The 13,670-nt window shown below is 66.7% G+C and carries 19 protein-coding genes; 9 read left to right on the top strand and 10 right to left on the bottom strand.

The annotated features are described in order from the left end of the window. Window positions 1–17: 17 nt before the first annotated feature. Together rpmF and GTH22_RS05520 are read right to left on the bottom strand one after the other, a co-directional pair. Entirely contained in the window at window positions 18–224 is a 207-nt protein-coding gene (rpmF, locus tag GTH22_RS05525; RefSeq protein WP_140014059.1) for a 50S ribosomal protein L32, read from the bottom strand. A 268-nt stretch (window positions 225–492) separates the two neighbouring features. Further along, a complete protein-coding gene (locus GTH22_RS05520; RefSeq protein ID WP_252943773.1) occupies window positions 493–1,032 on the bottom strand; it encodes a DUF177 domain-containing protein in 540 nt (179 codons plus the stop codon). Between the two features lie 123 nt (window positions 1,033–1,155). Here GTH22_RS05520 and GTH22_RS05515 point away from each other — a divergent pair, with 123 nt between their 5' ends. Next, window positions 1,156–1,578, top strand: a complete 423-nt coding sequence (locus GTH22_RS05515) for an outer membrane protein assembly factor BamE (RefSeq protein ID WP_252943772.1) — start codon at window positions 1,156–1,158, stop codon at window positions 1,576–1,578. Between the two features lie 119 nt (window positions 1,579–1,697). Here GTH22_RS05515 and msrB read toward each other — a convergent pair whose 3' ends face one another. After that, on the bottom strand, window positions 1,698–2,090 hold the full coding sequence (gene msrB / locus GTH22_RS05510) for a peptide-methionine (R)-S-oxide reductase MsrB (RefSeq protein ID WP_252943771.1): 393 nt from the start codon (window positions 2,088–2,090) through the stop codon (window positions 1,698–1,700). A 102-nt stretch (window positions 2,091–2,192) separates the two neighbouring features. Between msrB and GTH22_RS05505 the strand changes: the two genes are divergently transcribed. Further along, the gene (locus GTH22_RS05505; RefSeq protein WP_252943770.1) at window positions 2,193–2,924 is read left to right on the top strand and encodes a GNAT family N-acetyltransferase; all 732 of its coding nucleotides are present in this window, start codon (window positions 2,193–2,195) and stop codon (window positions 2,922–2,924) included. A 78-nt stretch (window positions 2,925–3,002) separates the two neighbouring features. On the opposite strand, the gene GTH22_RS05500 is transcribed toward GTH22_RS05505, so the two are convergent. Then, window positions 3,003–3,551 (bottom strand): peroxiredoxin, encoded by a 549-nt coding sequence (locus GTH22_RS05500; protein ID WP_252943769.1) that lies wholly within the window; start codon window positions 3,549–3,551, stop codon window positions 3,003–3,005. 285 nt (window positions 3,552–3,836) lie between these two features. On the opposite strand from GTH22_RS05500, the gene GTH22_RS05495 reads away from it, so the two are divergent. From GTH22_RS05495 to GTH22_RS05475, 5 genes are all read left to right on the top strand, one after another. Then, entirely contained in the window at window positions 3,837–4,274 is a 438-nt protein-coding gene (locus GTH22_RS05495) for a GNAT family N-acetyltransferase (protein WP_252943768.1), read from the top strand. A 136-nt stretch (window positions 4,275–4,410) separates the two neighbouring features. Continuing rightward, complete coding sequence (gene lipA / locus GTH22_RS05490) at window positions 4,411–5,364, top strand: lipoyl synthase (RefSeq protein WP_252943766.1); 954 nt, start codon at window positions 4,411–4,413, stop codon at window positions 5,362–5,364. Continuing rightward, entirely contained in the window at window positions 5,361–5,888 is a 528-nt protein-coding gene (locus GTH22_RS05485) for a hypothetical protein (protein ID WP_252943764.1), read from the top strand. Before lipA ends, GTH22_RS05485 begins: the two co-directional genes overlap by 4 nt. Beyond that, window positions 5,881–6,396: a hypothetical protein gene (locus tag GTH22_RS05480; RefSeq protein ID WP_252943763.1), complete on the top strand. Its 516-nt coding sequence runs from the start codon at window positions 5,881–5,883 to the stop codon at window positions 6,394–6,396. Before GTH22_RS05485 ends, GTH22_RS05480 begins: the two co-directional genes overlap by 8 nt. Before the next feature lie 8 nt (window positions 6,397–6,404). After that, complete coding sequence (locus GTH22_RS05475; protein ID WP_252943761.1) at window positions 6,405–7,505, top strand: cystathionine gamma-lyase; 1,101 nt, start codon at window positions 6,405–6,407, stop codon at window positions 7,503–7,505. 126 nt (window positions 7,506–7,631) lie between these two features. Here GTH22_RS05475 and GTH22_RS05470 read toward each other — a convergent pair whose 3' ends face one another. Beyond that, window positions 7,632–8,519: a cytochrome c gene (locus GTH22_RS05470; protein ID WP_252943760.1), complete on the bottom strand. Its 888-nt coding sequence runs from the start codon at window positions 8,517–8,519 to the stop codon at window positions 7,632–7,634. A 3-nt stretch (window positions 8,520–8,522) separates the two neighbouring features. After that, on the bottom strand, window positions 8,523–8,990 hold the full coding sequence (locus GTH22_RS05465; protein ID WP_252943758.1) for a cytochrome c: 468 nt from the start codon (window positions 8,988–8,990) through the stop codon (window positions 8,523–8,525). Window positions 8,991–9,290: 300 nt separating this feature from the next. Between GTH22_RS05465 and GTH22_RS05460 the strand changes: the two genes are divergently transcribed. Next, window positions 9,291–10,205, top strand: coding sequence for a tetratricopeptide repeat protein (locus tag GTH22_RS05460; protein WP_252943756.1), 915 nt, complete (start codon window positions 9,291–9,293; stop codon window positions 10,203–10,205). Window positions 10,206–10,333: 128 nt separating this feature from the next. Here GTH22_RS05460 and hpt read toward each other — a convergent pair whose 3' ends face one another. Continuing rightward, window positions 10,334–10,882: a hypoxanthine phosphoribosyltransferase gene (gene hpt / locus GTH22_RS05455; protein WP_252943754.1), complete on the bottom strand. Its 549-nt coding sequence runs from the start codon at window positions 10,880–10,882 to the stop codon at window positions 10,334–10,336. Between the two features lie 70 nt (window positions 10,883–10,952). On the opposite strand from hpt, the gene GTH22_RS05450 reads away from it, so the two are divergent. Then, window positions 10,953–11,447 (top strand): type II toxin-antitoxin system RatA family toxin, encoded by a 495-nt coding sequence (locus GTH22_RS05450; RefSeq protein WP_252943752.1) that lies wholly within the window; start codon window positions 10,953–10,955, stop codon window positions 11,445–11,447. Between the two features lie 7 nt (window positions 11,448–11,454). Here GTH22_RS05450 and GTH22_RS05445 read toward each other — a convergent pair whose 3' ends face one another. Genes GTH22_RS05445 through GTH22_RS05435 form a run of 3 tightly spaced genes read right to left on the bottom strand, consistent with a single transcriptional unit; the run spans window position 11,455 to window position 13,570 of the window. Then, window positions 11,455–11,928: a CinA family protein gene (locus GTH22_RS05445; RefSeq protein ID WP_371928323.1), complete on the bottom strand. Its 474-nt coding sequence runs from the start codon at window positions 11,926–11,928 to the stop codon at window positions 11,455–11,457. Then, window positions 11,925–12,422, bottom strand: a complete 498-nt coding sequence (locus tag GTH22_RS05440) for a phosphatidylglycerophosphatase A (RefSeq protein WP_252943751.1) — start codon at window positions 12,420–12,422, stop codon at window positions 11,925–11,927. The genes GTH22_RS05445 and GTH22_RS05440 overlap by 4 nt, the downstream gene beginning before the upstream one ends. Next, on the bottom strand, window positions 12,419–13,570 hold the full coding sequence (locus GTH22_RS05435; protein ID WP_252943749.1) for a bifunctional 2-C-methyl-D-erythritol 4-phosphate cytidylyltransferase/2-C-methyl-D-erythritol 2,4-cyclodiphosphate synthase: 1,152 nt from the start codon (window positions 13,568–13,570) through the stop codon (window positions 12,419–12,421). Before GTH22_RS05435 ends, GTH22_RS05440 begins: the two co-directional genes overlap by 4 nt. Between the last annotated feature and the right edge of the window lie 100 nt (window positions 13,571–13,670).

The following is a 13,670-nucleotide window of genomic DNA, read 5'->3' as shown; positions in this document are numbered from 1 at the left end:
CGCGCGATCCTTCACACTCAAGCAGCGTCTTCGTCGAAGTCGATCTCGTCGGCCGCGGCGACAACTTCCTTGTCGGCATAGTGGCCGCAGGCACCGCACACGTGGTGCGGACGCTTCAGCTCGCCGCAGTTGGAGCACTCGGCGGGATTGTCGGCCACCAGCGCATCGTGCGAACGACGCATGTTGCGGCGCGACTTGGTGATCTTATTCTGTGGGACAGCCATGTCACAACCTCGGGTCTGGGCAGGGCGGGTCTCGCCCCTGCATCTTCGGGAATCTCGTCCGGCGCGTCATACGCCGCCCCGCCGCACCGATCAAGCGCCGATCGGCAGGGAGGCGGCAAAATACGAAACTTTTGCACAAACGCAAGCAGAGAGTTCCCCCACGCGCCCCAAACCGCACCCGGCATGGGGCCTCGCACGCCACCCCTGCATTTTCTTGCTGCAAATATCTCCCGCCGGAGGCCCAAAATCTCTTCCGGCGCGGCGGTGGCTACTCTTCCATCCGCTTCTTCAGCTCGGCGAGGCCCGCAAAGGGCTTCACCTTCTCCTCGGTCATCGGCTCGGCGCCGGGCTCGGTGAACACCGCCTCGCCCAGCTCCACCCCCTCGGCCCGCGGAAAGGCGGGCAGGGCGAGCGCCAGCGCCTCCTGCATCACCTCGTCGAGATCGACATTGGCCGGCAGCGGCTCGGCCTCGTCATCCTCGGGCATTTCCGCCTCATCCTCGTCGGGAAAGGTGAAATCGGCCAGATACCGGCGCACCACCTTCTCCTCGATCCGCGTCGTCACCGGCTCCAGCGTCACCACGCAGCTCTGCACCACGGTCGCGCCAAGCGCCCCGTCGAGCCGCCAGTCCTGCTTGCCCACCGGCGTCAGCGTCCCGGCAAAGCGCAGCTTGCGCAGCGCCAGCAGGCCCAGCGCCGTGCCGATCCGGTCCAGCTCCCCTGCATCGGGCACCCGCTCGAAGGCGGTCGGCTGCCCCGTGCCCAGATCCGAAAGCCGGATCACCCCGGCCCCGCGTCCCTCTGCCATGCGCTTCCTTTCTTGATGTAACCTCGATCCTTCTGTAAGCCGATTAACAGACAAAAGAAACTGAGGCACGAGGGGATGATGGCGGCTTTGAGGAGGGCAGGCCCTGGCGCGGCAAAAGGGCTGATGCTTCTGGCGCTCGTGCTGTCGATGGCCGCATGCAGCGCCCGGATGCGCAATCACGGCTATACGCCGTCGGATGCGGATCTTGCGCAGATACAGGTGGGCGTGGACACCCGCGAAAGCGTGATCGAGGCGGTGGGGTCTCCCGCCGGCTACGGCGTGCTGCGTGAAACCGGCTACTACTACCTGTCGGCGCGCACCCGCACATGGGGCCCGCGCGAGCCCGAATTCGTCGATCGCCAGCTTCTGGCGATCTCCTTCGATCCGAGCGGACGGGTGAGCAACATCGAGCGCTTCACCCTGCGCGACGGCAACGTGGTGGCGCTCTCGCGGCGCGTGACCGACAGCAACATCAAGGGCGTGAGCTTCCTGCGCCAGCTGCTCGGCAACCTCGGCCGCTTCCGCGCCGAAGACTTCCTCGACTGATCCGGCAGGCGGGTGGGCCACAGCCCACCCCTTGCAAACCCGCTCACCCACCTCGCAAAACCCGTAGGGTGGGTGCAACCCACCCCCTCACAAGGGATGGTGGGCCAACCAAGACAACCTCACTCCTCCGGCTCGAACTCCAGCGCCACGCCGTTCAGGCAATAGCGCAACCCCGTCGGCTCCGGCCCGTCGGGAAACACATGCCCCAGATGCGCCGCGCAGCGCTCGCAATGCACCTCGGTGCGGGTCATGAAAAACTTCCGATCCACGCTCTCGCCCACCTCGGCCCCCTCGATCGGGGCCCAGAAACTCGGCCACCCGGTGCCGCTGTCGAACTTCTGCGCCTGGTCGAACAGCGCCGCCCCGCAGCAGACGCAGCGAAACCGCCCCGGCTCCTTGGGAAAATTATCGTGGCTAAAGGCCCGCTCGGTGCCATGCTTGCGCGTCACCTTGTAGGCCAGCTCCCCAAGCTGCGCCCGCCATTCCTCATCGGATTTCTCGATCTCGGCCATCTGCTTCGCTCCATCTTCCGGTCACAACTTGCGCCTATGCTCGCGCCGGACATATCTAGGGTCATAGCCGAAAAGCGCAATCATGCGCGGGGAGCTGGGGTGATGCGCGAGCTGACAAAGGGCCGTTACCGGGTGCGCCTGGCCGGGGAAGATGACCTCCCGGCCATCTTCGCCCTGCGCGGCGAGGTGTTTCGCGGCGATGCGGGCGCCGCCGACGCCGATGCCTTCGATGCCCGCGCCATGCATGTTCTGGTCGAGGATCTGGCGCAGGGACGGCTGGCCTGCTGCTTCCGCCTGCTGTCGCAATCCGGCGGCGCCGAAATCGCCAGCGGCTACACCGCCCAATTCTACGACACCGCGCCCCTTGCCGGCTACGAGGGCCGGATGCTCGAAATGGGCCGATTCTGCATCCACCCCGGCTTTCGCGGCGACCCCCACGTGCTGCGCACCGCCTGGGTCGGCATGACCGACTACATCGACACCCACGATGTGCGCCTGCTCTTCGGCTGCTCCTCCTTCCACGGCACCGACCCGGCAGTCCATATCGACGCGCTCACCCTGCTGAAACAGCGCCATGTCGCGCCGCCCCGCTGGCGCCCCGCGATCAAATCCGCGCAGGTCCACCGCTTCGCCGATCTCCCCGCCCACGCGCCCGACAAGCGCCGCGCCCAACTCCAGATGCCGCCGCTCCTGCGCAGCTTCCTCATGCTCGGCGGCTGGGTCTCCGACCATGCGGTGGTCGATGACGACCTCGGCACGCTTCATGTCTTCACCGGGCTCGAGATCGCCGCCATCCCGCAAAACCGCGCCGCCGCCTTTCGCGCCACCGTCTGACCCGCGCATGAAAAAAGGGCGCAGGATCTCCCCCGCGCCCCTTGGGTGGGGGAAACCCCACCAATCGCCAATCGGCGCTTAGGCAGCCACCGCCGCGTTGGCCTCTTTCAGCCAGGTCAGCACCGTCTCGGGAGACGACACGCCATAGGGGTCTTCCCCATGGTTGTCGCACAGCCCCGGCTCCTCGAACCAGGCTTCCACCACGCCGTCCCTCACCACGGCGGCATAGCGCCAGGAGCGCAGCCCGAAGCCGAGGTTGTCCTTGCGCACCAGCATCCCCATCCGGCGGGTAAACTCGCCCGATCCGTCAGGGATCACGCCCACGTTCTTCAAGTCCTGCGCCTTGGCCCACTGGTTCATCACGAAGCTGTCGTTGACGCTCATGCAATAGATCGCATCCACACCCTGCTCGGCGAAATCGGCAAAGCCGTTCTCGAAACCGGGCAGCTGGTAGGTGGAGCAGGTCGGGGTGAAGGCACCGGGCAGCGAAAACAGCACAACCCGCTTGCCGCCAAAGTAATCCTCGGTGGTCTTGTCTTCCCAGCGGAACGGGTTGGGGCCGCCGATGGCCTCGTCGCGCACCCGGGTGTGGAAGGTGACAGTGGGGAGTTTCATTCCGGTTTTCATGGGTTTGCCTCGCAATGTTCATCCAGCGACACCCATGGGGAGAGCCGACCGGACCCGTTAAATCCAATCTGCCGCCCCACCGGGGCAGCCCTCCTCCTGCGACCTGCCTAGAATGATTCCAACCGGCCCGCAACCGCCCCCCGGACGGCCATGCACCCCGCGCATGGCTTGCCCCGCACCCCATGCAAACCGCCCCCGCAGGGCCCCGCAAATGCCCCCGCCAAAACCTCTCCTCACCGGCGCGCGACGCGTGGACACTTCCGCCCCGCCGCTCTAGGTTGCCCCATGTCCACAAGCTACCGCCCCGGAACCCCGGAAGACGCCACCGCCTGCGCTCGCATCATCCGTGGTTGGGGCGAAGAGGTCGACTGGATCGACCCGATGGACGACCTCGCCCCCATGTCCGCCTTCTGGGCCAAGATCTTCGCCCGCCACCCGGTCTGGATCGCGCTGGAAGCCGGCGAGGTGGTCGGCTTCTCCAACCGCGAAGAGCGCCACCTCTGCGGCCTCTATGTCGACCACCAGGCGCGGGGCAGGGGCGTCGGCAAGCGCCTGCTCGATCTCGCCCGCGAGGATCAGCCCCGCATGATCGCCTGGTCCTATGAAGACAACCGCGCCGCCCGCCGCTTCTACCGCCGCGAAGGCTTCGTCGAACGCTGCCGCGAGGTCGAGGAGGGCACCGGCCTGATGAACGTCGAGCATCTCTGGACCCGGCCCGCCTGATCCGCCCCGCCTCCCGCCCGGGCACATGCCCGGCAAAACCCAGCCCTGCGCCCCCCGCATGGCTCCCCCGGCAGGTCTTTCCCCGGCAGCCCCCACGCGCTATCTAAGGCAAAACGCGCCCCGAAAGGCCCGAAGCATGACCGACCAAAGCCCGCCCCGCCTGCGCCACCCCGAAAAGGCCCGCAGGCCCGACAATCCCCAGCCCCGCAAGCCGGACTGGATCCGGGTCAAGGCGCCCACCTCCAAGGGCTACCACGACACCGCCAAGATCATGCGCGAGAACCGCCTGACGACCGTGTGCGAAGAGGCCGGCTGCCCCAACGTGGGCGAATGCTGGAGCCAGGGCCACGCCACCATGATGATCATGGGCGAGGTCTGCACGCGGGCCTGCACCTTCTGCAACATCGCCACCGGCAAGCCGCCCGAGGCGCTCGACGTGTTCGAGCCGGGCCGGGTGGCCGATGCGGTCAAGAAGCTGGGGCTGAACCACGTGGTCATCACCTCGGTCGACCGCGACGATATCGAGGACGGCGGCGCCGAACACTTCGCCATGACCATCCGCGCCATCCGCAAGCAGGCACCGGGCACCACCATCGAGATTCTCACGCCCGACTTCATCCGCTGTGACCCGAAGGTGCTGGAACTCGTCGTCGAGGCCCGCCCCGATGTGTTCAACCACAACCTCGAAACCGTCCCCGGCCTCTACCCCGAGGTCCGCCCGGGCGCGCGCTACTTCCACTCCCTGCGCCTGCTGCAAAGGGTCAAGGAGCTGGACCCGTCGATGTTCACCAAATCGGGCATCATGGTCGGGCTGGGCGAAAACCGGCAGTCGGTCATCCAGGTGATGGAAGACATGCGCGCCGCCAACATCGACTTCCTCACCATCGGCCAATACCTGCAACCGACGCCCAAGCACCACGCGGTGGACCGCTTCGTGACCCCCGAGGAATTTGCCTCCTACGAAAAGGCCGCCTACGGCAAGGGCTTCCTCATGGTCTCGGCCAGCCCGCTCACCCGCTCGTCCTACCACGCGGGGGATGACTTTGCCCGCCTGCGCGAAAACCGGCTGGCCAAGCTCGCCGGGGCATGAGGCGGCCCTCTTTCGCTCTGCTGCTCGCCGCAACCCTGGCCGCCAGCCCGCTTGCGGCGGCGCCCCGAGAAATCGGCGACTGGCGGCTGAGCGCGCACAGCACCGCAACGCCCGGCGCGGTGCAATGCTCCGCCGCCCTGAAGGATGAGGCCGGCGCCGTGCTCGCCCTCTTCGGGCCGGGCGACGTGGCAGGCCCGCGCCTCACGCTCACCCTCGCGCCCGCGCTGCGCGACACCATCCCGCTGCCCGACGGCCCGCTCTCGCTTGCCTTTCGCGCCGCCGGCCAGCCCGCCATCCTGCTCGACGGGCAGATTGCGCCCCTCGGCCCGCTCTTCGAGTTCACCCATTCCTTCGCCAGCGCCGAAGAGGCGCTCACCTTCGGCCGCGCCACCGCATCGGGGCGGCTCACCGTCTTCCATCCCGAGGCCGGGGTGATCGCCCGCTTCACCACCGCCGAGGCCGCGCCGGCCATGCAGGCCCTCGCCCGATGCACCCCCGCCACGGAGGCCCCGCCCGATGAGTAGACTGACCGCCCTCGCAACGCTCCTCGCCCTGCTGCCGCTCCAGGCCAACGCCGAGGGCTGGACGCTGCACAAACGCCCCGCCGCCGGGCCCGGTGCGGGGCAATGCGCGATTCAATCCCGCGGCGAGAACCGCTCCCTCATCGAGCTGTCGATACGCGATGCCGCCCGGCGCAAGTACGATTTCCGCCTCGCGCTCTTCATGGAGACGGGCGCGCGCAACACCATCCCCCATCCCGATGGCGAGATCTTCCTGTCCTTCGCCTCCTCGGGTCAGAAAAGTACGCCCATCACCGGCAGGCTGCGCACCTCGGGCGAGACCGGCATTTTCCTGCACGACTTCGCCAGCCTCGACGAGATGCGCCATTTCGTGACCGAGATCGCCCGCGGCCCCACGCTCTTCGTCGCCGGGCCCAACGCGACACCCCACACCGACCTTCTCGCCCGCTTCACCCTGTCCGACAGTGACAAGGCGATGAACTGGCTGCTGTCCTGCAACTTCATGCCGTAGGCCCCGTGATGACCGATTCCAAAGCCGCCGAACTGCTGCACCTGCGCGGCCAGAGCCTTGCCAAGGGCGATCCCATCGCCCCGCCGATCACGCTGGCCTCGATGTATCACCTGCCGGGCACGCCGGGCGGCGTGCCGGGCTACGGGCGCTCCGACCAGCCCACATGGGAGGCCACCGAGCACCTGCTGTCGCACCTCGAAGAGGCGCCCGCGCTGCTCTTTCCCTCCGGCATGGGCGCGATCTCGGCCGCGCTCTTCGCCACGCTGAAGGCGGGCGACCGGCTGCTGGTGCCCTCGGACGGCTATTACAACGTGCGCAAACTGGCCGACGAGTTTCTCGCCGGGTTCGGGGTGGAGGTGGTCGAACGCCCCACCACCGGCTTTGCCGAAGGCGGCTTCGCGGGGTTTTCCGTGGTCTTCATCGAAACCCCCTCCAACCCCGGGCTCGATTTGATCGACCTCGCCGCCACCTGCGCGGCGGTGCGCGGGGCAGGGGGCCTCACCGTGGTCGACAACACCACCATGACCCCGCTCGGCCAGCGCCCGCTGGAGCTTGGCGCCGACGTGGTGGTCGCCTCCGACACCAAGGCGCCGGGCGGCCATTCCGACACGCTGATGGGCCATGTCGCCGCCCGCGACCCCGCGCTGATGGAGCGCGTCCGGGCCTGGCGCACCGTGGCAGGCGGCATTCCCGGCCCCTTCGAGGCCTGGCTGCTGCACCGTTCGCTCGAAACCCTGCACCTGCGCTTTGCCGCCATGTGCGCCAGCGCCGAGGCCATCGCCCCCCGCCTCGCCGCCCATCCGGCGGTCACCCAATGCCGCTACCCCGGCCTGCCCGAAGACCCCTCGCACAATCTCGCCGCCGCGCAGATGGCGACCAACGGCTTTCTGATCGGCCTGACCCTCTCCGATGAGGCCAAAGCCGAAGCCTTCATCGACAGCTGCCCCTTCCTGCGCCCCGCCACCTCCTTCGGCGGCGTCCACAGCTCCGCCGAGCGCCGCGCCCGTTGGGGCGATGCGGTGGCCCCGGGCTTCGTGCGCCTCTCGGTCGGGACCGAGCCGGTGGAGCCGCTTTGGGCGGCTCTGCGGGAGGCGCTGGACGGGCTTTGAGGTCGCTTGGGGTTTGGGCCGCAGGCGTCGCGTTGGGGCCGTGCTGTTGGAGTGGGGGCCAGCCCCCACACCCCCGGAGATATTTTCAGCAAGAAAATGAGCAGGGGCGGGGCAAAGTGACCGCGGTCAGTTCGTTATGGCGGGGACAACCTTGAGATAGGCGGCAATCGCGGCGCGGTCCTCGTCGGTCAGCTTGGCGGTGCTTTCCACCACCACTGCCATTTCGCCGCCTGCGGTGTCGAACTCGGGCGTGAAGCCGCTCTTGAGGTATTCGGCAATATCACCCTCCGACCAGTCCAGCCCGCCGGGGGTGATGTTGGGGATGTTGCCCTTGCCGTCGGGCGAGGGGGCGCCGGCGAGCCAGTCGCCGGTCCAGCCGCCAAGCGCGTTGCGCGGGGTGTGGCATTCGCCGCAATGGGCCATGGCCTCGACAAGGTAGCGCCCGCGGGTCTGTTCTTCGGTCAGATCGCCCTCGACCTTCCAGCCCTCGCGCATGAACAGCAGCTTCCAGCCGCCGAGGCTGCGGCGGATGTTGAACGGAAAGCCGACCTCATGGGGCTGGCTCGGGGTGGCATCCGCGGGCAGGGTTTGCAGGTAGGCGTGGATATCGGCCACGTCCTGCATCTCCGCCATGTCGTAGGAATTGTAGGGAAAGGCCGGAAACAGGTGCTCGCCGCCGCGCCCCACGCCCTGTTTCATCGCCCGGGCCAGCTCGCGCAGGCTCCAGCCGCCGATGCCCTGCTCGGAGGGGCTGATGTTGGGCGCCAGGAAGGTGCCGAAGGGCGAGGGAAACTTCTGCCCCCCCGCCAGCACCAGCCGCGCCTCGCCCTCGGCGCCCGGCGCGGCATGGCAATTGGCGCACCCCGCAGCCCAGAACAGGCCCTCGCCACGCGCCGCATCGCCCGTCAGCCCGGCCACCTCCTCCTCGGAGATATCGCCCGGGATGGTCACGACCCAGAACACGGCGGCGCCCACGAGCGCCACCGCAATTCCCCATCTGATCACCGGACGCATTGCTTATTCCGGGGCGCGATAGGCCTTGTGGCAGGCCCCACAGGCCTGGCCCATTTCTCCCATCGAGGCCTGCAGCGCCTGCAACCCTTCGCCGGCCGCCGTCTGCGCGCCCTCGGCGGCGGTCACCAGTGCGGCACCCTTGGCCTTGAAGTCGTCGTAGTCCTCCCAGATCGCGGGCAGGGCACGGCTGCCCTCGGTGGTCTCGCTGTCGATCCCGGCTTCCCACATTTCGTCCGCCGTCACCTTCACAGCCGCGTCATGCACCGCCGTCGCGGCCTCGCTGGCCACCGTGGAGTCAAAATCCATCTCGCCCTTGGCCATCTTGCCGAGGGTGCCGAGGTTCTGGCCCATCACCTTCATCAGGTCTTCACGGGCTTTCTGCTGTTCCATCGCATGGCTGGCGGCAAAAGCGGTTCCGGCGGCAAGGGATGCGGCCAGGACAAGGCTGATGCGCTTGGCTGTGGTCTTCATGAAATCCTCCAACTGTTGGTCTACCGTGTAAGGGTCAGTGAGCCCGAGGCTACACCAGCACCCGCGCCCGGCCTGTCTGTCATTTCCGCAGCCGATCGGTGCGGTCATGCACAGACTGGCCTCCGCCTGCGCACCACGGCAAGCAGTTTCTCCGCTCCGGGGCCTATCTCTCTCAGATGTTATCTCCATGACATGAAAATGACTTTCACCTTCGGCCCCCGGCGCGGTTTTCCTTTTCACATCGCCCCCGGCTGCTAGACTTCGGCCGATTTCAGACCGCGCATTCAAGGAGCCCTCCGCATGAAGCCCTTTCTCACCGCCACCTTCCTCCTGCTCGCCACCCCACTCGCCGCCCAGAGCGCCGAAGAGGTCGAGGCCGCCCGGCAGGCCTATAACGATGGCCATTGGGCGCTCGCCCTCACCGTGCTGATCCCCGCGGCAGAGGCCGGCCACCCCGATGCGCAAAACGTCTATGCCATTGCCCTGAAGGACGGCGAGGGCGTGGAGGCAGACCCGGAGGCCGCGGTGGAATGGTATGAGAAAGCCATTGCACAGGGCCACCAGAAGGCGATGAACAACCTCGCCCACCTCTACCAATGGGGCGCCGGCCCCGTGGCGCAGGACTTCGAAAAGGCCCGCGCGCTCTATGAGCAGGCGGTCGAGGCGGGCTACGGGCCGGCAGGCAACGGGCTGGGGCTGATCTATGAAAACGGGCAGGGGGTCGAGGCCGACATGGCCCGCGCGGTCGAATATTACACCCTCGGGGCCGAGGCGGGCGAGCGCAACGCCGCCTACAACCTCGCCAATTCCTACCGCACCGGCAACGGGATCGAGGCCGACATGAGCCTTGCCCTCAAGTATTACACCCAGTCCGCGCTGGCCGGTCATCCGCCGGCCTGGAACGCGCTCGGCCTGATGTATCAGCACGGCATGGCCACCGAGCCCAACGCCGAGGCCGCCTACCTGGCCTTCCGCGAGGCGGTGAACGGCGGGCTCGGGCTGGCCGGGGTGAACCTCGGCGAGTTCGTCACCTCCACCGAAGGCTGGTGGCAAGATCCGGTCGAGGGCTACGGCTATTGCCTCTGGGGCATCAACAACGCCGCCGATTCCGATCGGGAGAACTTCATCCAATCCTGCGAGCCGCTGGTCGAATATCTCTCGGTCGAAGAGGAAGACGCCGCCAAGCGCTTTGCCGAGGGCATCGGCGCCGAGTGAAATCTTGTGATCACAACACCGCGCGCTCCGTAGATTAATGCGCGCTATGTCATTTGACGTCTGCACAGGCTGTGTACGGCCTGTGCACGCATTGTGCCTGTGACATTTTCAAGATTAACGGGGCGAAATTAACCTTCTTCGCCGGTGAAGCGCACCTTGCCGATATAGGGCAGGTCGCGGTTTCTCTGGGCAAAGTCGATCCCGTAGCCGACGACAAATTCGTCAGGAATTTCAAAGCCGATCCAGTCTGCCTTCAGGTCGATCTCGCGCCGGGTCGGCTTGTCGAGCAGGGCGATGGTGCGCAGCTTGGCCGGCGCGCGGGCCTTCAGCATGTGAATCACGTGGTGCAGCGTAAAGCCGGTGTCCACGATATCCTCCACCAGCAACACGTCGCGTCCCTGGATCTCGCCGCGCAAGTCCTTGAGAATACGCACTTCCCGGCTGCTTTCCATCCCGTCGCCGTAGCTCGACGCCTCGATGAAATCCACCTCCACCGGCAGTTCCAGCTCGCGCACGAGGTCGGCAATGAAGACGAAGGAGCCGCGCAGCAGCCCGATCACCGTCAGCTTGTCGGTGCCCTTGAACTCGGCCTCGATAAAGCGGGCCAGCTCCTCGATCCGGGCGGCAATCGCCTTCGCCGAAATCATCTGGTCAATCACGTGCGGGCGGTGCGGCATGTCTTCCCCTTGCATTCTCCGGCGCGTTCGGGCTCATTCTGGCGCAATCCGCTGCCATGTTACAGGCCTCATGACCCGTCATTCCGAGACCCGCCAACTCCCTTATTCCGTTCAGGAAATCTATGATCTGGTTGCCGATGTGGCGTCCTATCCCAAGTTCCTGCCCTGGACCGCGGCCGCCCGCATCCGCTCGCAAAAGCCGGTTGCGGCCGACGAGCTGGAGCATGGCCAGCAGCGTTTCGGCCCCTGCGAGATCATGGAGGCCGATCTGGTCATTTCGTTTAAGGTTTTTCGTGAGACCTTCCTCAGCAGGGTCTGGCTCTTCCCCGAGGCAAAGCGCATCGAGACCCGCTACATCGACGGCCCGTTCAAGCATATGCGCTCGGTCTGGCAGTTGAAGGCGGTGAAGGGCGGATGCGAGGTTCATTTCGAGGTCGACTTCGAATTTCGCAACCGGATCCTGCAAGGCGCAGCCGGGATGTTCTTCAACGAGGCCATGCAGCGCATCGTGCGGGCCTTCGAGAAGCGGGCCGATGAGCTTTACGGGGTGAAGAACGGCTCATAACGCGCTGTTATTGCGGAGATAGTTTCGATATCATCAGGCGCAGGGCATGGTTAACGGTAGCTTGACGCACCGCGCTGCGTCCCAGCGGTCCAAACTCCACCGTCTCTGTGATCACAAACGTGCCCCAAGCCAGCCCAAAGCACACCCGCCCCTCCGGCTTTTGCTCCGATCCGCCCGGTCCGGCAATGCCGGTAACGGAAACCGCAAGCGTGGCCGTCGAGCGCTCCAGCGCCCCCCGCGCCATCTCGCCCGCCACTTCCTCCGACACCGCGCCGTGGGCTTCAAGTGTCTGATATTTCACGCCAAGCATCTCCTGCTTGGCGGCGTTGGAATAGGTCACAAACCCGCGGTCGAACACGTCGGAAGAGCCCGCAACCTCGGTGATCGCCCCGGCAATGAGCCCGCCGGTGCAGCTTTCTGCCGTGGCCAGGGTGGCGCCGGATTTGCGCGCAATCTCAAGCAGTTCCAGCGCAATGCTCACATCAACACCCCATGCGCCAGCGCCGCCAGCGCCACCACCACCAGGGCCGCGAACACGCCCGCAATCACATCGTCCAGCATCACCCCAAGCGCATCCCCGCGTCGGTCGGCCCAGCCCACAAGCCAGGGTTTGGTGATGTCGAACAGCCGGAAAAACACGAAGGCCGCCACCCATCCCGGCCACAGCCGATACAGCTCCGCGCCCATCATCGTGGCCCCGTAAACCACTGGAAACAGGGCAATCCACTGGCCAGCCACCTCGTCGATGACAATCTCCGAAGGGTCATGATCGGCCCGCCCGCGCGTCTCCTCCGCCGTTGCCCAGAGCCCCAGCGCAAAGGCCGTGAGGGTCGCCACCGCCAGCCCCCAGAACCCAGCGTAATGCGCAATCCCGTAGCCCACCGGCAGCGCCGCCAGCGAGCCCCAGGTGCCGGGGGCAGGGCGCAGGTGGCCGACCCAGAAAAACGTGGCGATCCCGTGGGTTAGAGCCTTCATGCCGGCACCAGTACAACAGTGGCCATCGCCGCGATCCCTTCTTCCCGCCCGGTGAACCCGAGCCGCTCCGAGGTCGTCGCCTTCACCGAGACCCGCCCCACATCGCACCCCATGATCCGCGCCATCTCGCCCCTCATCGCCGCCGCATGTGGCCCGATCTTAGGCCGCTCGCAGATCAGCGTGAGGTCGATATTGCCGAGGGCAAACCCGCGCTCGGCCGCCAAGGCCACGGAATGCTTCAGAAAAATCTCGCTCGCCGCGCCTCTCCATTGCGGGTCGGAAGGCGGAAAATGCTGTCCGATATCCCCCTCGGCCAGCGCCCCGTAGATCGCATCCGTCACCGAATGCATCCCCACATCGGCGTCCGAATGCCCCTGCAACCCGCGCCCATGCGGCACCTTCACGCCGCAAAGCACCACATGGTCGCCATCCCCGAAGCGATGCACGTCAAACCCGTTGCCAACCCGGATATCCATCTGATCTTCCCTCAAAATCCGTTCCGCCCGGGCAAAGTCCTCGGGGTGAGTCACCTTGATGTTGCGGTCCTCGCCCGCCACCAGCGCCACCCGCAGTCCCGCGGCCAGCGCCACCTCCACATCATCGGCCGCCGTAGCGTCATGTGCCCCATGCGCCGCCCGGATCGCCTCGAGCGTAAACCCCTGCGGCGTCTGCGCCCGCCACAGCCCGTCCCGCCGCTGCGTGCCCTCCACAAAGGCCCCCTCGGCGCGCCAGAGCGCATCGGTCACAGCCAGCGCCGGGGCCGCGCCATCGCAGGTTTCCAGCGCCGAAATCACCCGCGAAATCAGCGCCTTCGACACCAGCGGCCGGGCCCCGTCATGGATCAGCACATGGGTCGTTTCCGCCGGCAGTGCCGCCAGCCCCGCCGCCACCGATCCGGCCCGGCTTCCGGCCCCGACCACCCGCGCCACCCCCTCGGGAAGCGCCGTTCTGGCCAGGTCGTGGTCATCCGCGCCGATCACCACCGTCACGCTTGCCAGTTTTTCATGCGTTGCAAAAACACCCACCGTGCGGGCCAGTAACGGCATTCCGCCAAGGCTCTGGTATTGTTTTGCAATATCACCACCAGCGCGGGTTCCACGCCCGGCGGCGACGATCAGGGCTGCGATATGGGAGGCGGGCGTAATCACGCAAACCCTCTACGCTTTGCCGGTTGCGGGGGCAATACAAAGCGCTTTCAAAGCCGAGACTGCCTAAAAATGCATCGCTTTACGTCTGGACCGGCAAAAC

The sequence above is a fragment of the Oceanicola sp. 502str15 genome, from assembly GCF_024105635.1.
In the GTDB taxonomy this organism is placed as follows: domain Bacteria; phylum Pseudomonadota; class Alphaproteobacteria; order Rhodobacterales; family Rhodobacteraceae; genus Vannielia.
This window is presented reverse-complemented; position numbering and strand designations above follow the sequence as displayed.